This window comes from Halotalea alkalilenta DSM 17697, assembly GCF_000621205.1.
Classification (GTDB): Bacteria; Pseudomonadota; Gammaproteobacteria; order Pseudomonadales; family Halomonadaceae; genus Halotalea; species Halotalea alkalilenta.
In genome coordinates, this window is sequence record NZ_KK211229.1 from 91,322 (window position 1) to 107,923 (window position 16,602).

The 16,602-nt window shown below is 65.2% G+C and carries 15 protein-coding genes; 2 read left to right on the plus strand and 13 right to left on the minus strand.

Features of this window, described 5'->3' with window-relative positions:
- Positions 1 to 50: 50 nt before the first annotated feature.
- From Q376_RS22895 to Q376_RS22900, 4 genes are all read right to left on the minus strand, one after another.
- On the minus strand, positions 51 to 1,919 hold the full coding sequence (locus tag Q376_RS22895; RefSeq protein ID WP_052365343.1) for a DUF3857 domain-containing transglutaminase family protein: 1,869 nt from the start codon (positions 1,917 to 1,919) through the stop codon (positions 51 to 53).
- Complete coding sequence (locus Q376_RS0114825; protein ID WP_027350961.1) at positions 1,916 to 3,805, minus strand: DUF3857 domain-containing protein; 1,890 nt, start codon at positions 3,803 to 3,805, stop codon at positions 1,916 to 1,918. The genes Q376_RS22895 and Q376_RS0114825 overlap by 4 nt, the downstream gene beginning before the upstream one ends.
- Before the next feature lie 88 nt (positions 3,806 to 3,893).
- Positions 3,894 to 6,041: an ATP-dependent DNA helicase RecG gene (recG, locus tag Q376_RS0114830; RefSeq protein WP_081803584.1), complete on the minus strand. Its 2,148-nt coding sequence runs from the start codon at positions 6,039 to 6,041 to the stop codon at positions 3,894 to 3,896.
- Positions 6,038 to 6,997 carry a hydrogen peroxide-inducible genes activator gene (locus tag Q376_RS22900; protein WP_052365344.1) on the minus strand — a complete coding sequence of 320 codons (960 nt, stop codon included), beginning with the start codon at positions 6,995 to 6,997 and terminating at the stop codon, positions 6,038 to 6,040. The genes recG and Q376_RS22900 overlap by 4 nt, the downstream gene beginning before the upstream one ends.
- 189 nt (positions 6,998 to 7,186) lie before the next feature.
- Here Q376_RS22900 and Q376_RS0114840 point away from each other — a divergent pair, with 189 nt between their 5' ends.
- Complete coding sequence (locus tag Q376_RS0114840) at positions 7,187 to 8,056, plus strand: SDR family oxidoreductase (protein WP_027350963.1); 870 nt, start codon at positions 7,187 to 7,189, stop codon at positions 8,054 to 8,056.
- A gap of 105 nt (positions 8,057 to 8,161) precedes the next feature.
- Here Q376_RS0114840 and Q376_RS0114845 read toward each other — a convergent pair whose 3' ends face one another.
- The 8 genes from Q376_RS0114845 to Q376_RS0114880 all read right to left on the minus strand — a co-directional run bounded on the left by Q376_RS0114845 (position 8,162) and on the right by Q376_RS0114880 (position 14,484).
- Positions 8,162 to 8,551 carry a RidA family protein gene (locus Q376_RS0114845; protein WP_027350964.1) on the minus strand — a complete coding sequence of 130 codons (390 nt, stop codon included), beginning with the start codon at positions 8,549 to 8,551 and terminating at the stop codon, positions 8,162 to 8,164.
- A 120-nt stretch (positions 8,552 to 8,671) separates the two neighbouring features.
- Positions 8,672 to 10,801 carry a RelA/SpoT family protein gene (locus Q376_RS0114850; protein WP_027350965.1) on the minus strand — a complete coding sequence of 710 codons (2,130 nt, stop codon included), beginning with the start codon at positions 10,799 to 10,801 and terminating at the stop codon, positions 8,672 to 8,674.
- Positions 10,802 to 10,867: 66 nt separating this feature from the next.
- On the minus strand, positions 10,868 to 11,125 hold the full coding sequence (gene rpoZ / locus Q376_RS0114855; RefSeq protein WP_027350966.1) for a DNA-directed RNA polymerase subunit omega: 258 nt from the start codon (positions 11,123 to 11,125) through the stop codon (positions 10,868 to 10,870).
- Positions 11,126 to 11,253: 128 nt separating this feature from the next.
- Positions 11,254 to 11,919: a guanylate kinase gene (gmk, locus tag Q376_RS0114860; protein ID WP_052365345.1), complete on the minus strand. Its 666-nt coding sequence runs from the start codon at positions 11,917 to 11,919 to the stop codon at positions 11,254 to 11,256.
- Between the two features lie 106 nt (positions 11,920 to 12,025).
- Positions 12,026 to 12,682 carry a glutaredoxin 2 gene (gene grxB, locus Q376_RS0114865; RefSeq protein WP_027350968.1) on the minus strand — a complete coding sequence of 219 codons (657 nt, stop codon included), beginning with the start codon at positions 12,680 to 12,682 and terminating at the stop codon, positions 12,026 to 12,028.
- Positions 12,683 to 12,792: 110 nt separating this feature from the next.
- Positions 12,793 to 13,107 (minus strand): helix-turn-helix transcriptional regulator, encoded by a 315-nt coding sequence (locus Q376_RS0114870; protein WP_027350969.1) that lies wholly within the window; start codon positions 13,105 to 13,107, stop codon positions 12,793 to 12,795.
- Positions 13,104 to 13,907 carry a hypothetical protein gene (locus Q376_RS22905; protein ID WP_052365346.1) on the minus strand — a complete coding sequence of 268 codons (804 nt, stop codon included), beginning with the start codon at positions 13,905 to 13,907 and terminating at the stop codon, positions 13,104 to 13,106. Before Q376_RS22905 ends, Q376_RS0114870 begins: the two co-directional genes overlap by 4 nt.
- Before the next feature lie 118 nt (positions 13,908 to 14,025).
- Entirely contained in the window at positions 14,026 to 14,484 is a 459-nt protein-coding gene (locus Q376_RS0114880; RefSeq protein WP_027350970.1) for an Lrp/AsnC family transcriptional regulator, read from the minus strand.
- A 183-nt stretch (positions 14,485 to 14,667) separates the two neighbouring features.
- Between Q376_RS0114880 and yedA the strand changes: the two genes are divergently transcribed.
- Entirely contained in the window at positions 14,668 to 15,642 is a 975-nt protein-coding gene (gene yedA / locus Q376_RS0114885; RefSeq protein ID WP_052365347.1) for a drug/metabolite exporter YedA, read from the plus strand.
- A gap of 62 nt (positions 15,643 to 15,704) precedes the next feature.
- On the opposite strand, the gene Q376_RS0114890 is transcribed toward yedA, so the two are convergent.
- Positions 15,705 to 16,565 (minus strand): YicC/YloC family endoribonuclease, encoded by an 861-nt coding sequence (locus Q376_RS0114890; protein WP_043448101.1) that lies wholly within the window; start codon positions 16,563 to 16,565, stop codon positions 15,705 to 15,707.
- Positions 16,566 to 16,602: the final 37 nt, after the last annotated feature.

Here is a 16,602-nt window from a genome sequence, read left to right on the forward strand (position 1 = left end):
GCCCCGTCCAACGCTCTCTACTTCAAGTGGCAAGCGGCGTAGCGATTCGCTCAAAGTCTCGCGCTGGCATCGAGATCCCGTGCCATGGCGCGCGTAAGCGCCTTGAGTGTGGGATGGTCTTGCGAACCGCAGACGGTAGGCCCGATAGGTCCGCCTTGGGGTTCGAAACTCAACTGCCTTTCGACCTCGAGGCGCATCCCGATACGGCGATACTCTGCACGGTAGCGACCGAGCGCGGTGGTTTGGTCGACATCGGGTGGTAACAGTACTTCGGCCATGTCACCTTCCGGCAGCGCGATACTGACCCGCTCTCGATACTCGATCGGCAGGCAGATGAACGGCTGATGGCGCTCCGGCTGTGCGCCCAGGTAGATGAAGTTGCGCAGTCCGCTGATGGCCCCGAGGCTTGCGGGGAAGGGCAAGCGCTCCCCCGGTTCCGGCCAGGCATAATCCTCGAGGCTGAAATCCAGTGCGTAGGCGAAGGGTGTGGACAAATCACGCGGCTCGCTATGCTCGAGCCGACCCTGGCCTCTGTAACCGTCCCGTGAAAGCAGCTGGGACGCATAGGACGCTTCGGCACCTGGACGAACCGAGCCGATCGCATGGCGGTTGATCAGTTCCGGGTAGCCGTGTCCCTCGATGGCGGTTCGCCCGGCAAGTACGCCGTTCTCGTCCAGCGTTGCTTCGGTCTCGATCGTTTGGCGATTGGCAGCGACCGGTAGGGTCGCCAGACTGAAACCGTCGGGTTCGATCACCAGAGCGGTCTTGCCCGCCAGGCTCGGCATCAAGGTAGCGAATGGCGCCATTTCCGGGGTTGCGTCGACGAACAGCCCGAACTGGGGCAGATAGTTGATCATATGGTCGTAGATCATCACCGGCATGGCGGGATGCCAGTAGGTTTCTGACGCATTGACCATTACTGGGCGGCTGTCGATACCCTTGGCGGCAAGCAGTGCTTCGAGCAGCGTGGCGTAGTCCTTGCAGTCGCCATAGCGGGCATCGAGGACCGTTTCGGCATCGTGTGGAACGAACCCTCCGCGCTCGAGGAACAGAGCGACGTAGCGAATTTCTCGCGAGGTCCACTCGTAGAGCGCTTTGGCCTGCTCGCGGGGTTCTTCGATGCCGGTGGTGATCCGGTCGGCGAGCCTTTGGATGGCGGGTGTCACGCGGGCCTTGCCCTGTGCGCTATGACGATAGGCCGCCGCTAGCTGGCCATGATCGCTGAAGCTCGACACCGCGAGCCTTGGACCCGAATCGATCGATGAAGGCTCGTGCGGCTCGACGAGTCGAGAGGGCTGGTCGGTGAGCGTCCAACGGTAGTGGCGCCTGCCTTCGCGAGTTTCGGCTTCATCCTCGATGAAACCTCGCACTTCGCTCGTCAGCGCCATCCCGGCCGGAGCGTCGATGGAGATCTCCTTATAAGCGGTCGGCATACTGGGTGAAACGTTGGCAACCACACTGAACCAGCCTTCGAAGTAGGGTACCTGTTGCGTATATCGGACCACGTAGTGCAGTTCGCCGCCGAGCCGAGGGTTGGGGAAGTCGATCGATACCACGCGCAGGTCGGTGAACGTCGACGTGCCTGTCGCCGTCTCTGGCTGATCGATGATGCGTCCCGATGCGACCTCATGGCGGCGGCCCTGGTCGTCGATGGTCCAGGCCTCGAGCGCTTCCTGATCGGCAAGCGTGCTGCTGTAGGGCAACCGTATCGGCTTCATCTCTGTGACCGCGCGCTCGCTGTCGAGGCGCATGCCGACCCTGGTGGTGGCGACGAAGCGTCCATCCATCTCCACCTGGTAGTGGGTTTGTTCATAGAGCAGAGTGAAGTTGGCTGGCACAGCGGCGTAAGCCGTGCCCAGCAGTGGACCCAGCACCACTAGCAGTGCCGCCATCATCAGCGCTGGGAACCGGCGGGTCACAGCTGGATGCGTCCGCGCAGGTCGCGCGCGAGCGCTCTGACCAGCGCGCGCTGCTGCTGGTAATCCTCACCATCGCACACCGCACGGCCGGCTTCACCGCCTGGAGTGAGTACCAGCCGACGTTCTGCGCGTAGCAGCCGATCATCGAGGCGATAGTGCGCCGTATAGGCGCCAGCGGCATTGCGCTCTTCGACATCGCGGGGAAGCGTGGTGGGGTTAACGCCCTGCGGCAGCCTCAATTCGGTGATTTCATGCTTGTCGATGGCAGAGCAGGCATAGGGCTGATGGCGTTCGGGAATCGAGAAATCGCGCGGCACCATGACCAGCGCGCCGAGCCGGGGAATTCCTGCTGGCAAGGCGAAGCTCTCGCCAGCTTCGACACGGGTGTACTCCGGTATTTCGAATCGGCTGCGCCAGGAGAAGGGCTGGTTGAGATCGCGTGGATCCCCCTGTGCCTCGAGTGTGCCACTGCCATGATGGCCATGCTCGGCCAGCGCTGCCGCAGCGACCTGCGCTTCGGTACCGGGCTGGATGGTGGTGAACAGATAACGGTCGAAGAATTCTCCCAGGCCGCTGCCGCTCAGCTCCGTCTCTCCTTCGAGCCGGCCCTCGGCGTCGAGGGTCATGCGCGTCATGGCGAACTGCCGTTCGTGCTGCGCCGAGGTCAGAGGTAGCGTCTCGAGCCGCGTCGCCTCGCCTTGCTCGCCGAGCACCAGTACCGGCTTACCGGCCAGGTTCGCTGGCAGCGTATCGAATGGCAGAATCTCATAGCTCGGCGTGACGTAGCGTTCGAGCTCCGGTAGCCACAGCAGCGCTTGATCGAACTGCTGGCGTACCGCAACCGTATGACGCCAATGGCTGTTCGAACCATTGCTCAGTGCCAAACGTGCATCGATACCCTGTGCCGCGAGCAGCGCCTTGAGCGTGAGCGCGAGATGGAGACTATCGGCATAGCCTGCCTCGAGTACCTCGTCGACTGGCCGAGGCGTCGCCACCGATTCCTCCAGATCCAATGGAACACCGCGCAGCTGTCTTACGGTCCATGCATGGAGAGCGCGTGTCTTGGCTTCTTGGGTCGTTGCTTCGCCCACAATTCGTGCGCTGAGCTCGAGCACCCTGGGCGTCGGCTCGGCGGCCGGCAGCAGTCGTTCGGCATAGGCCGCGCCGAGCGAGGAGTAATCATCGAAGCTCGATAGCGATAGCCGATAGCCGAGGTCTTTTGGGTTCACCGCGCCGGGTTCGAACTCAAGCGGCGGTATGTCGGCCACCGACCAACGCCAGTGACGCCTGCCGTCGCTGGCGGTGACTTCACCCCCCTCCATATCGCTCGCCTGCGCGCTGATGTCCATGTCGATAGGCGCGCTCAGGCTGATCGATGAGCTGCCCACGTCGATCAACCGTGGGTAATCGGTGATCACCGAGAAACCTCCCGGTAGCACTGGCCGATGCACCGTCCTACGTACCACCTGATGCATCTCTGCGCCTGGTCCCAGCGCTGGAAACACCAGACTGACCACGCGCTGGTCGCCATACAGCGGTGCCGTCGCGCTGGCAGGCGCCTGCTGTTCATGCTGCCGGCTGACTTCGATCCTGTGGCCGTCGGCGGTCAAGGTGTAAGCCTCGAGCACCTCCACCGACTCGCGCTCGGGGGAATAGCTGATCCGCGTCTGCCCTGATCGCTGCGCGGACTGCTCGCTGTTGTGGCGGCGCACCGCAGTCTCGGTCAGCACATAGCTGCCATCCGCATTGAGCCGATAGTCGCGATCGAGCTTGAGCAACGTCATCGGCGGCTGCTGGGGCGCGGCCGGGATAGGCTGGGAGAGCGCTGAACTGGCGTAGAGAGACAGGCTCGAGACGGCGACGGCGTTGATCAAACAGCGGAGCATGCGGGATTTCCTGTCGTGTCAGTGATTTTGCCGCCGTGAAGCGAAGTCCCCGCATGCTTGGTGCTGGCGGTCGTGGTCGGTGCCACCGTCACACCGCTCCATAGCGGTTGGCCTCTTCGCCGAGCCAGCGGCGAATCAAGGGGGTGACGGATCGAGGGTGGGAATCGACCAGCTCGGCGGCGAGGCGGTGGACGGGTTCGAGCAGCGGGCGATCACGGACGAGGTCGGCGATCTTCATCCCCATCAGTCCGGTCTGGCGGGTACCGAGCACCTCGCCTGGACCGCGCAGCTCCAAATCCTTCTCGGCGATCTTAAAGCCGTCGTTGGTTTCGCGCATCACCGCGAGGCGTTCGCGGGAGTGATCCGAAAGCGGGGGATGGTAGAGCAGGACGCAGAAGCTCTCGGTGCTGCCGCGTCCGACCCGGCCGCGCAGCTGGTGCAGCTGGGCGAGCCCCAGGCGCTCGGGATTCTCGATGATCATCAGGCTGGCATTGGGCACGTCGACGCCGACCTCGATCACCGTGGTGGCGACCAGCAGGTCGAGCTCGCCGGCCTTGAACGCGGCCATTACCTCGCTCTTTTCGCTGGCCTTCATTCTTCCATGGACGAGGCCGATGGCGAACTCGGGCAGCGCCTCTTCCAGCGCGGCGAGGGTCGCTTCGGCGGCCTGGCTCTCGAGCGCTTCGGACTCCTCGATCAGGGTGCAGACCCAGTAGGCCTGACGGCCTTCGCTGCAGGCGCTCCTGATCCGCTCGATCACTTCCTGGCGGCGGTTGTCGGCAACCGCAACGGTCTTCACTGGGCTGCGTCCCGGGGGGAGCTCGTCGATCACCGAGAGATCGAGATCGGCATAGGCGCTCATCGCCAGCGTGCGTGGAATCGGGGTCGCGGTCATCACCAACTGGTGGGGAGTGATACCCGCGGCTTCGCCCTTCTCGCGCAGCGCCAGGCGCTGGTGGACGCCGAAGCGGTGCTGCTCGTCGATGATCGCAAGCCCCAGCCGATGGAAGCGCACGTCGGCCTGGAACAGCGCGTGGGTGCCGACCACCACTTGGGCGCGGCCATCCTCGATCGCTGCTTTGGCATCGAGGCGCTGCTTGCCTTTGAGCCGCCCCGCGAGCCAGGCGACGTCGAGACCGAGCGGTTCGAACCAGGCGCGAAAGCTCTTGTAGTGCTGCTCGGCGAGAAGCTCGGTGGGCGCCATCACCGCGGCTTGGTAGCCGTGGGCGGCGGCGCTCAGCGCGGCCACCGCCGCGACCACGGTCTTGCCCGAGCCGACATCGCCCTGGACCAGCCGCAGCATCGGGATCTCGCGTTCGAGATCGCGGTCGATCTCGGCCAGCACCCGGCGCTGGGCGCCGGTGAGCGAAAACGGCAGCGCGGCGAGAAAGCGCGCCTTGAGCCCGTCGCCCCCCTTGATCAAAGGGGCGGTATCGCGCTGGATACGGCTGCGCACCTGACGCAGGCTGAGCTGGTGGGCGAGCAGTTCCTCGAAAGCGAGCCGTCGCTGGGCGGGGTGGGTGCCGGCCGCGAGCTGGTCGAGCGAAGCGTCGGGGGGCGGATGGTGCAGGTAGCGGATGGCGTCGTTCAGCGCGAGCAGGCTGAAACGCTCGCGCAGCGGTTCGGGCAGCAGCTCCGGGAGCGCGCCGGGGTGCGCGTCGTAGCGCTTGAACGCTTGCGCGATCAGGCCCCGCAGGCGCATCTGGGTCAACCCTTCGGTGGTCGGGTAGATCGGGGTCAGGCTCTCCTCGATCTCGCCGTCGGTGCTGCGCTCGACGGCGGCGGAGAGCAGTTGGTATTCGGGGTGGTAGATCTCGAGCCCGGTGCTGCCGGCGCGCGCCTCGCCGAACAGCCGTACCCGGCTGCCGCGGGCGAACTGCTGGGCCTGGGCGGGGGCGAAATGGTAAAAGCGCAGCGAAAGAATGCCGGTGGCATCCTTGAGTCGCACCAGCAGGCTGCGGCGCCGGCCCTGGATCACATCGCAGGCGGTGACTTCACCCTCGACCACGGCCTCCTGGCCCGCGCGCAGCTGGCCGATCGGAGTCAGTCGGGTGCGGTCCTGGTAGCGCAGCGGCAGGTGGAAGAGCAGGTCGGCGATCGAGTCGAGACCCAGCCGGGCCAGCTTTGCCGCCATCGCCTCACCCACACCGGCCAGTTCGGTGACCGGCTGGTCGAGTTCGCTTTGCTGCGTACTCGCCTCGGGGTCCATACGAGCGCGCTCACGCGCCGTGCTCATGCAAGGGCCTTGCGCGTGGTGGTTGCCCGGGTCGGCTCGCTGACCGCGTCGAGGCGCGGCCTGCAGCGTTCGATCGCGGTGGTCAGCGCATCGATCGCCTTGGGTCGCGGAAAACTGGTGCGCCAGGCGATCGCCACCGAGCGCGAAGGCGCGGGGGCCTTGAACGGGCGGGTTTCGAGCAGCCCATCCTCGTAGAAGCGCAGCCCAGTGGCCGAGCGTGGCAGCACGGTGATGCCGAGGCCGGAGGCGACCATGTGGCGAATCGTCTCCAGCGAGCCGCCCTCGGCGATCAGGGTGTTGCTCGGGCTGTTGATCCGCGCGTTGAGCGCAGGACAGGCCTCGATGATCTGGTCACGGAAGCAGTGCCCTTCTCCGAGCAGCAGCAGGCGCTCCTCGAGCAGCATCTCCTTGTCGATCTCATCGAAGGCGAGCCAGGGGTGGCCCTTCGGCAGCAGCACCTCGAAGGGCTCCTCGTAGAGAGGCTTGGTCAGCACGTCCGGCTCGGTGAACGGCAGCGCCACCACGATTACGTCGAGATCGCCCGCGCGCAGCTTGCGTCTCAGCTCGCCGGTGAGGTTCTCCTCGATGTAGAGCGGCATCTGAGGCGCGAGCTCGGAGAGCATCGGCACCAGGTGGGGGAAGAGATAAGGGCCGATGGTATAGATCGCGCCGATGCGCAGGGGGCTGCCGAGCTGGTCCTTGCCTTCGCTGGCGAGCTCCTTGATCACGTTGGCCTGCTCGAGCACGCGAGTGGCCTGGGCAACGATCCGTTCGCCCATCGGTGTCACCTGGACGGTCGACTTGCTGCGCTCGAAGAGTGCGATGCCGAGCTCTTCCTCGAGCTTCTTCACCGCGACCGAAAGCGTCGGTTGGGAGACGAAGCAGCGCTCCGCGGCGCGGCCGAAGTGGCGCTCCTGGGAAAGCGTCACGATGTAGCGAAGTTCTGTTAGAGTCATGAATCCCTTCCAGTCGGGCGCTGCCGTCGACGCCAGTGAGCGATGGCTACCCGACTAGGGTGCGACTCACAAGCGTGGTTGGCACTCCAGGTCGGCCTGGTGAGACGTTCATCATGGCGTACGGCGGTCGTCGCGATGAAGCGTCCTAGCATCGCATCCACCTCGTTTTTACCAAGGAGCGGTATAAAGGTGAACAGTACGATTCTGATTCTTGGCTGTGGTGACGTCGGCGGTGCGCTGGGAAAGCGCCTGCTCGACGCGGGGCATCGGGTGATCGGTGCACGTCGCAACGTGGCCATGCTGCCTGCCGGCATCGAACCTCTGGCGCTGGATGTCGGTGCAAACGAGTCGCTCGAGTCGCTGCCCGATGCGGACATCCTAGTATACGCTATCAGTGCCGATAGATTCGAAGAGAGTGCCTATCGTAGCGCTTATCGAGACGGTCTCGACGCGGTACTGAAGGTTTTCGAGAACCGCGAGCACAAGCCGAAGCGGGTGCTGTTCGTCTCCTCCACCTCGGTCTACGCGCAGCAGGACGGTGAGACCGTCGACGAGCGAAGCCCTACCGAACCCAACGGCTTCTCCGGTCAATTGATGGTCGAGGCCGAGCGCCGGCTGATCGAGAGCCCCCTGCCGGGCAGCGTGGTGCGTTTCTCCGGCATCTACGGGCCGGGCCGCGAGCGGCTGATCCAGCAGGTGCTCGAGGGCCGGGTGGCGCCCTCGGCGCCGGTGATGTACTCCAACCGCATCCACCGGGACGACTGCGTCGGTGTGCTCGATTGGCTGATCGCGCGGGCGCTGAGCGGACAGCCGCTCGATGATGTCTATCTCGGTAGCGACTGCGAGCCCACGCCGATCAGCGAAGTGATGGGCTGGCTGGCCAAGCGGCTCAAGGTCGAGCCGAGCAGCGTGATCCAGTCGCCGCTGCGGCGGCGGGCGAGCAAGCGCTGTTCCAACGCGCGGCTGGTCGAACTCGGCTATCGCTTCACCTATCCGAGCTTTCGTGACGGCTATGAACAGGTGATCAAGGAAGCCGGGTTGGGCGCCACCGCGCGCTGATCGATCAGCGCGCGGCGGGCAAGTTCTCGCTGTTCTCCGCGCTGGCCTTCAGCGATGCCCGGACTCCGCTGAAGGCTGGGTCGCGCCTGCGTGGTAGCGGCGCGGTCAGTCGCCGATCACCATTACCGCTTCCGCCTCGAACTGGCTGCCCTTGGGCAGTGCCTTGACGCCGACCGCTGCGCGGGCGGGGAAGGGCTGGGTGAAGAACTCTTCCATGATCTGGTTGACCTTGCCGAAGTTGTCGAGGTCGGTGAGGTAGAGGTTCAGCTTGACGATCTCGCCCAGCGAGCCGCCGGCGGCCTTGCACACTTCGGCGAGGTTGGTGAATACCTGGCGCGCCTGGACCTCGATCTCGCCACCGACCAGCTCCATGGTCTTGGGGTCGAGCGGGATCTGGCCCGAGAGATAGACGGTATTGCCGGCCTTGACCGCCTGGGAATAGGGGCCGATGGCGGCGGGAGCGTTATCGGATTGGATCGCAGCGCGGTTACTCATGGTCTCTCCTGGAATTGCAGTACGGAAACGAGAAAACGCCCTGGAAAACGAGGCGTCGAAAGGTCGATTTCATCACAATGCGGCGGCGCGCAGTAGCCCTTGAGAGCGCTGCTTAAGCGCTCAGCGCTGGATCACCCGGGTGACACGCTCGATGTGGGTGAGGTTGCGCATGCGCTTGATGATCCGCGCCAGATGCACGCGGTCGCGCACCATCAGCACGATATGGATCACCGTCAGGCGAGCGTCGTGCTCCTCGGTATCGATCCGCTCGATGTTGGCATCGGCGTCGTCGACCAGCGCCGCCAGCTCGGCGACCAAGCCCCGGCGGGTTTCGATCTCGAGGCGCAGTGCCGAGGGCAGTTCCTGGTCGAGCCCGCCCGGCCAGTCGACCTCGACGCTCTTCTCCGGATCGGCGAGCAGTCCGACCAGGTTGGCGCACTCGCGCCGATGGATCACTACCCCCTTGCCGCTCGACAGATGGCCGACCACGTCGTCCCCCGGCAGCGGGTAGCAGCAGCGTGCGAAGGTGATCGCGCTGTTCTGGTCACCGACCTCGATCGCCAGCGGCTGCATCTCCGGCAGCGGCGCCAGGTCGCCGCCGATTTCGGCCTGGGCCAGGCGACGGGCGATGCTGTAGGTGACCCGGCCGCCGAGGCCGATGGTGTGGTAGAGCTCGTCGGCGTCCTCGAGGTTCTCCTCGTGGAGCAGTGCCTCCATGATCCCCGGCGGCAGCTGGTCGAGGCTCAAATCGAAGGCGGCCAGCGATTTGTTGAGCAGGCGCCGGCCGAGCAGGATCGAGTCGCTGCGCTGCTGGTGCTTGAGGAAGTGGCGGATCGCCGAGCGCGCCTTGGCGGTGACCACGAAACCGAGCCAGTTCTGGTTCGGCTTGGCCCCGGGCGCGGTGATGATCTCGACCGTCTGGCCGCTGGCGAGCGGCATCGACAGTGAGGCGAGGTGGCGGTTCACCCGGCAGGCGATGCAGGCGTTGCCGACGTCGGTGTGGACCATGTAGGCGAAGTCCACCGCGGTGGCGCCGCGCGGCAGCTCCATGATCTCGCCCTTGGGGGTGAACACGTAGATGTCATCGGGGAACAGGTCGTTCTTGACGTGTTCGATGAACTCCAGCGAGTTGCCTGCGTGGCGCTGCATCTCGAGCAGGCCCCGCACCCATTCGCGGGCCCGGGCGTGGCTGCCCGAGGCGATGGGCTGGTCGGTCTGGCCCGCTTTGTAGAGCCAGTGCGCGGCAATCCCGTTGTTGGCCATCGCCTCCATGTCGCGGGTGCGTATCTGCACTTCGATCGGATAGCCGTTGATCCCGAACAGCGTGGTATGCAGGCTCTGGTAGCCGTTGGCCTTGGGGATGGCGATGTAGTCCTTGAACCGCCCCGGCACCGGCTTGTAGAGGTTGTGCACCGCGCCGAGGATGCGATAGCAGGCATCGACGCTGTTGGTGATGATGCGGAAGCCGAACACATCCATCAGGTCGGTGAAGGATTTGTGCTGATCGCGCATCTTGCGGTAGATCGACAGCAGGTGCTTCTGGCGGCCGACCACCGTGCCCGGCAGCTGTTCGTCGTCGAGGCATTGCTGGAGCGTGCTTTGCACCTGGCGCACCAGCGAGCGGCGGTTGCCCCGGGCGCGCACCACCGCGCGGCGGATGCGTTCGGCGCGCATCGGGTGGATCGCCTGGAAGGAGAGGTCCTCGAGCTCGACGCGGATGGTGTTGATCCCCAGGCGGTCGGCGATGCGGGCGTAGATATCGAGCGTTTCGCGGGCGATCCGGCGTTTCTTGTCCGGGCGCAGCGAGCCGAGGGTGCGCATGTTGTGCAACCGGTCGGCGAGCTTGACGATGATCACCCGGATATCGCGGGACATCGCCAGCACCATCTTCTGCAGGTTGTCGGCCTGGGCGACCGCCTTGTCCTCGTAGGCGATCTTGGCGAGCTTCGAGACCCCGTCGACCAGATTGCCGACCTCCTCGCCGAACTGCTCCTCCAGCGCCTCGCGGGTCACCCCGGTGTCCTCGATCACGTCGTGCAGCATCGCGGCCATCAGGCTCTGATGGTCCATGTGCATGTTGGCGAGGATGTTGGCGACGGCGAGGGGATGGGTGACGTAAGGCTCGCCCGAGCGCCGGCGCTGGCCGTCGTGGGCCTGCTCGGCATAGTAGAAGGCACGCTTTACCTGGCGGATCTCTTCTTCTGAGAGATAGCCTTCCAGTCTATCGGCGAGATCATCGATGGTGAACATGGCGCGCGGGGGAGCGTGGCACGATGCACGCCCGGGGCGAGAGGCCCCGGAGCGCGCATGGGGCCTTTAGAGGTCGAACTCGGGCTGCGGCTCTGGTCGGATGCGGGGCGGCGGAGCCTCGATCGGCTCGTCGAGTACGGCAACCGTGACCTGGCCGGCGGCGATCTCGCGCAGCGCCATTACGGTGGGCTTGTCGTTTTCCCACGGTAGCTCCGGGGTGCGCGATCCGCGAGCGAGCTGGCGGGCGCGCCGGCTGGCGATCATCACCAGTTGGAAGCGGTTTTCGACGTTCTCGAGACAATCTTCGACGGTCACTCGCGCCATGGCATATCACCTGCTGTGAGCGTTTTACGGAAAAACGTGGGATCGAAGCCACGGGCAGCGCGCGGCGGTTAGGCCGCACTTGCCTTCCACTTTAGGCGATCCCACGGGCGATTCAAAAGAGGGCGAGTCTACTCGAGTGCATCGACCGGTGACAAGAGCGCATCGAGAAGCGCGCCGCTGCGCCGATGAACCCTGCTCGTTCGTGCGCGTTCGGCGCGGATCACGCTCTCGAGCTCGGTCAGCGCATGTTCGAACACGTCGTTGAACACCAGGAAATCATACTCGTCATAGTGGGACATCTCGCTGACCGCTTCTTTCATCCGTCGCGCGATGGTCTCGGCGGAATCCTGGCCGCGACTGCCGAGACGCTGCTCGAGACTGGCGAGCGTGGGCGGCAGGATGAAGATCGACAGCGCATCGGGCAGCTGCTGCCGTACCTGGCGCGCGCCCTGCCAGTCGATCTCCAGGATCACGTCCTCGCCGCGTGCGAGCCGGCTCTCGACCTCCAGTTTCGAGGTCCCGTAGAGGCGATCGAAGACCCGCGCGTACTCGAAGAAGTCGCCGGCCTCGATCATCGCCTCGAAGCGCGGTTGATCGACGAAGTGGTAGTTGATCCCATCACGCTCGCCGGGACGCATCGCTCGGGTGGTGTGCGAGACCGATACGCCGATTCCTTCGAGACGCTCTAGCAGCGCAGCCACCAGGCTGGTCTTGCCCGCGCCGGAGGGCGCGGAAACGATGAACAGCGTGCCACGCTCGGTCGGCGCACTGGACGAAGCGGTATCAATGGACATGAAGCGAAAACCCGAGTTTGACCAGCGGATATTATCGCACATATCCCATCCCCGATCGCCAGCGCGTCTGCGCTGAAATGCCCCGGCGCCGACAGCCGTGCGCGCCTTATGCCGAGACGGCGATATCGTCGTGCAGCGGTACTTCGGTGAGCTGGGCCATCGCCTGGCGATACGCCTCTACCTTCGCCGGGTACTCGATGCCGCGCACGATCGAGAGCATCCGCAGCGTGGGGAAGAGCTCGAAATCATCAGCAGAGAGTACCCCGTTGACCGCTTGCGACGAGAGGATCAGCGGCTCGAGCTCGTTGAGCCAGCGCTGCATCTCCTGGATCAGTGCGCTCGAGTTGGCGAGCTGCTCATCGAACGGACCGATCATCGCCTCCTTGTTGCGGGTGAAGAAGGCCACTGCCTCGGGGGTGGCGAAATCACCCAGCGGCGCGCGCACCCAGCGCGGCATGGTGAGCCGCATCAAGGCCGGACCGGCCGCGCTGCACCAGCGCTGGATCTCAGGGTTGGTCGGGCCGGCCAGCACCGGCGCACCGCCGAAGTTGTCGTCGATGTAGCGGACGATATCCATGCTTTCGCCCAGATAGCTGCCATCGTCCTTCTCGAGAATCGGCAGCATCTTCTTGCCGATCATTCGCGTCGGTGTCTCGACGTCGTCGTTGAGCAGGGTGATCAGCTCGAAGGGGACATCCTTGAGCCCGAACACCATCCGCGCCTTGATGCAGAACGGGCAGTGGTCATAGACGTAGAGTCGCATCGGGTTCCTCGTCTTTCATGGTGGAGCGCAGCCCTGGGGCATCGCGCGAAGGCTTCATGCCAAGGAATCGATCGATATGGGGGCACGATGTGGCGGCACAAGGGATAGAGCTAGACCTCGGGCGTGCTCGAGGCGAGCAGCAGCGAGAGCAGTTCGGGACTGCGCGGCAGCAGCGCGCTGCGCAGTCCGAGCGGGCGGAACACCGCATCGAGCACGGTCTGGGTGGGCTGGGCGCTGCCGTTCTCGATCGCTGAAAGCGTACGGCGGCTGACGTCTACCAGCTTGGCGTACTGCTCCTGGCTCAGCCCCAGGGCTTCCTTGCGTAGCCTTTGAAGCAGCGCCCCTTGGCTGATGTCGCCCGCCAGCAGCTGCCTGACCAGTTCGAGCAGCAGTGCCTCGCGCGGACTCGGTTCGATCTCGCTCACGGCAACCTCCAGGTGTTGATCCGCTGGTCGAGATTGCCAAGGCCAACGTTCGGCATGTCGAGGATCGAAGATGGCACCCCTCGCGTCTCCATGCGATCGCGCAGGCCGACCAGCTGTCGCGCAAGGCGCCCCAGTTCGTCCAGCAGGTGCTCCGGTTCGACCAGGTCGACGAGCTCGGCGGCGATGGTGCCGTGAGCGCCGCGGGGGAACTTGACCAAGTAGTGGCGATCGAGACAGGTGTCGTCATCCTGGCGTGCATCGATCCATATGCGCTCGTGGTCGTCGCGCCGCAGTAAAAGCTTTGGCGCTTCGCCTCCCGCGCCGGTGGCACCCCCGCTGGCAGCACCGTGCATCTGGGCGTATTCGAGAAAGTCGGTATCGCGCTCGACCACCTCGTTGAGTCCGAAGCGCTGGGTCGAGGTCTGTTCGGGAACGGCTTGTGCGATGCGCAGATTGCCTACCGGGGCGATGGTCCCGCGGCTGAGCAGCTCATAGTCCTGCTGGTGAGGCTCCAGGTTGGTCAGGCCGAGGTAGGCGATCCAGAACCTGCGTCCGGCGCCGCTTGGCATGATGTCATCGAGGAAGCCGAACCAGTGCGGCGAACGATGCACCAAAATCAGCTCCACGGGCAGACGCAGGCTGCATGCGGGCAGGTCGTCATGGCCCAGCCAGTCACAAGCGTAGAGCGGGTCATACTCGAGCCTTGCCGGCCCGGCTCGACCGCGTGATGGATCATCGACCATGAGCTGCGCGGCGTCATGCCACCTACCGTGGTGATGGGCTTGGATGGTGAGCGCCACGCGTTGATCCCCGGTTGAACAAATATTTGCTCAAAAACCTAGGCTAGGACAGTGAATGAGCAAAACAATGCTCATTTTTAGCGAAACAGACATTAAATGAGCAAATAGTCGCTCATCTTCATCTCGGTCGTTCGTCGGGGGCGAGGTGATCCAGGTCCAGTTCCCGGTCGATCGGCGTCGAGAGCACCACGGAGGTCCGGGTTTCACCATATCGACCTAGCCGGTCGATCAGCGCTTCGAGTTCGCCAGCGTTGGCCAGCCGGGCTTCGACCAGCGTACAGGCCTCGCCGGTGATGCGCCGGCAGCGGGTGATTTCCGGCCATTTCGCGAGCTGGGCGATGATCCGCTCGTTGTCGCGATGGGGCAGGGTGAGCAGGATCACGCACTCGATCGGCGCACCGATGCGGGCGGGGTCGATCTCGGCCCGGTAGCCCTTGATCACGCCGCGCTCCTCGAGGCGGGCGACACGCTCCGCCACCGCGGGCGCGGAGAGCCCGACGATACGGCCAAGCTCGGCGTAGGAGGTGCGCGCGTTGGCTTGCAGGGTCTTGAGCAGTCGACGGTCGTAGCGGTCCATTCGGTCTTCGCAGGCAGGCAAGAAATGAAAATGAGCGGGTCCAACGCTTCGAATCGGCGCTGGAGCGCAGCGTATACCGATGAATCGAAGGCCGCGGGGCGGTATTTCCTTCGAACGGCGATTAAGCGAGCCGCTGACCAAGCATTATGCTGAGGCTCTTGTCGATCACTGTCGAGACTCCCAATGAACCATTCCTCCGCGAGCGCCGGTGAAGCCAGCGGCGCTCCGCTGCTGCTGGCGGGCGCTTTCCTGGCCCTCTACTTGATCTGGGGTTCGACCTATCTGTTCATCGGCATCGCCGTCGCCCACTGGCCGCCGCTGCTGTTCGCCGGGGTGCGCTTTCTGATCGCCGGCGCCCTGCTCTACGGCTGGTTGAGGCTGCGCGGGCATCCGGCACCGAGTGCCCGTGAATGGCGTGGCGCCGCGGTGATCGGCCTGCTGCTGCTCGGGATCGGTAACGGTGGGGTATGCGTCGCCGAGTATGGCGGTGTGGCATCCGGGGTTGCCGCACTGTCGGTCGCGACGGTACCGCTCTTCGCGCTGCTGTTCGCCGCCGGCTTCGGCCTGCGCGCACGGCTCGGGGAATGGCTGGGGATCGGTCTTGGCATCATCGGCATGGTGCTGCTCAACCTGGGGGCCAATCTCACTGACAATCCCCAGGGCTCGGCACTGCTGCTGGTAGCCGCGGCGGCCTGGGCTTTCGGTTCGGTGCTGAGCAAACGGCTCTCGCTGCCGCAGGGCATGATGGCGAGCGCGGCCGAGATGCTTTGTGGTGGTGCGGCGCTGCTGGCGGTGGGGCTTGCGAGCGGCGAGCGGGTCACCGAGATGCCCGGCCTGGCTGGATGGCTGGCGCTCGGCTACCTGGTGGTGTTCGGCTCGCTGGTCGCATTCAGCGCCTACGTCTATTTGCTCGCCAACGTTCGACCGGCGGCGGCGACTAGCTATGCCTACGTCAATCCGCTGGTCGCGGTGGCCCTGGGCATCGGCTTCGCCGGCGAGCGGATCGGTGGTCTGGAACTGGTGGCGATGCTGGTGATCGTCACCGGCGTCGTGCTGGTGACCCTGAGCGGTCGTACCCGGCCAACGATGCGGGAAGCGCCGGCCGGGACCACAGCGAAGCCGCTGGCCCAGCGATCGACCTGCGACGGCGATGGCTAGGCGCTCGGGATTTCGCGCCGGCGGCATCGGTAATTTTATTGGCGGCGCATTTAGAGCGTCGCTCACTCCAGGTTCTGCACCTGCTCGCGCATCTGCTCGATCAGCACCTTGAGTTCTACCGCGCAGAGCGTGGTCTCCTTGACCACCGACTTCGACGATAGCGTGTTGGCTTCGCGGTTGAGCTCCTGCATCAGGAAGTCGAGGCGGCGGCCGATTGGGCCATCGGCGGTGAGCTGGTGGCGCACTTCAGCGACGTGGCTATCGAGCCGGTCGAGCTCTTCCTCGACATCCGCTTTTTGCACCAGGGCCGCCAGTTCGGCGCCGAGGCGCTGCTCGTCGAGCTCGATCTCGAGCTCCTGGGCGCGGCGCTCGAGCAGTTCGCGCTGGCGGGCGAGGATCACGGGCATCAGCGTGCGTACCTCCCGCACCTGGGCCTCGATGCCGACCAGACGCGCCTCGATCGATGCGCCGAGCCGCGCGCCTTCCCGCGAGCGGGCCTGCTCGAGGGAGATGAGGGCGCGTTCGAACAGTTCGAGCGCTGCAGTCTCGACCAAGGCTAGGTTGGGCCCGGCATCGCGGGCGACGCCGGGCCAGCCGAGCAGATCGAGCGCGGTGGGCGCGGCGGCCTCGGGCAGTCGTGCACGGATCTCGGCGAGCGCCGTGGCGATGCGCTCCAGCCGCTCGGCGTCGAGGACGAGCGGCTGCTCTCCTGTGTCGGGGCGATAGCGCAGGGTGATTTCCACCTTGCCGCGCTGCAGCCTGTCGCGCAGCCGTTCGCGAAACGCAGGTTCGAGCTGGCGCAGGGGCTCGGCGAGATGGAAGTGCAGATCGAGATAGCGCTGGTTCACCGAGCGCAGCTCGATCGCAAGGCTGCCCCAGTCGGCGTTGGTCTGCTCGCGCGAAAAGCCGGTCATGCTGCGCATCCGTTCGATCTCCTTGGATCTTTGGGTCTTGGCGGGG

What these genes read in the sequence shown, in the direction of transcription:
- Q376_RS0114825 (WP_027350961.1), bottom strand. Translation starts at nt 3,805, where the DNA reads ATGCTCCGCTGTTTGATCAACGCCGTCGCCGTCTCGAGCCTGTCTCTC.
- recG (WP_081803584.1), bottom strand. Translation starts at nt 6,041, where the DNA reads ATGAGCACGGCGCGTGAGCGCGCTCGTATGGACCCCGAGGCGAGTACG.
- Q376_RS22900 (WP_052365344.1), bottom strand. Translation starts at nt 6,997, where the DNA reads ATGACTCTAACAGAACTTCGCTACATCGTGACGCTTTCCCAGGAGCGC.
- Q376_RS0114845 (WP_027350964.1), bottom strand. Translation starts at nt 8,551, where the DNA reads ATGAGTAACCGCGCTGCGATCCAATCCGATAACGCTCCCGCCGCCATC.
- Q376_RS0114850 (WP_027350965.1), bottom strand. Translation starts at nt 10,801, where the DNA reads ATGTTCACCATCGATGATCTCGCCGATAGACTGGAAGGCTATCTCTCA.
- rpoZ (WP_027350966.1), bottom strand. Translation starts at nt 11,125, where the DNA reads ATGGCGCGAGTGACCGTCGAAGATTGTCTCGAGAACGTCGAAAACCGC.
- gmk (WP_052365345.1), bottom strand. Translation starts at nt 11,919, where the DNA reads ATGTCCATTGATACCGCTTCGTCCAGTGCGCCGACCGAGCGTGGCACG.
- grxB (WP_027350968.1), bottom strand. Translation starts at nt 12,682, where the DNA reads ATGCGACTCTACGTCTATGACCACTGCCCGTTCTGCATCAAGGCGCGG.
- Q376_RS0114880 (WP_027350970.1), bottom strand. Translation starts at nt 14,484, where the DNA reads ATGGACCGCTACGACCGTCGACTGCTCAAGACCCTGCAAGCCAACGCG.
- yedA (WP_052365347.1), top strand. Translation starts at nt 14,668, where the DNA reads ATGAACCATTCCTCCGCGAGCGCCGGTGAAGCCAGCGGCGCTCCGCTG.
- Q376_RS0114890 (WP_043448101.1), bottom strand. Translation starts at nt 16,565, where the DNA reads ATGCGCAGCATGACCGGCTTTTCGCGCGAGCAGACCAACGCCGACTGG.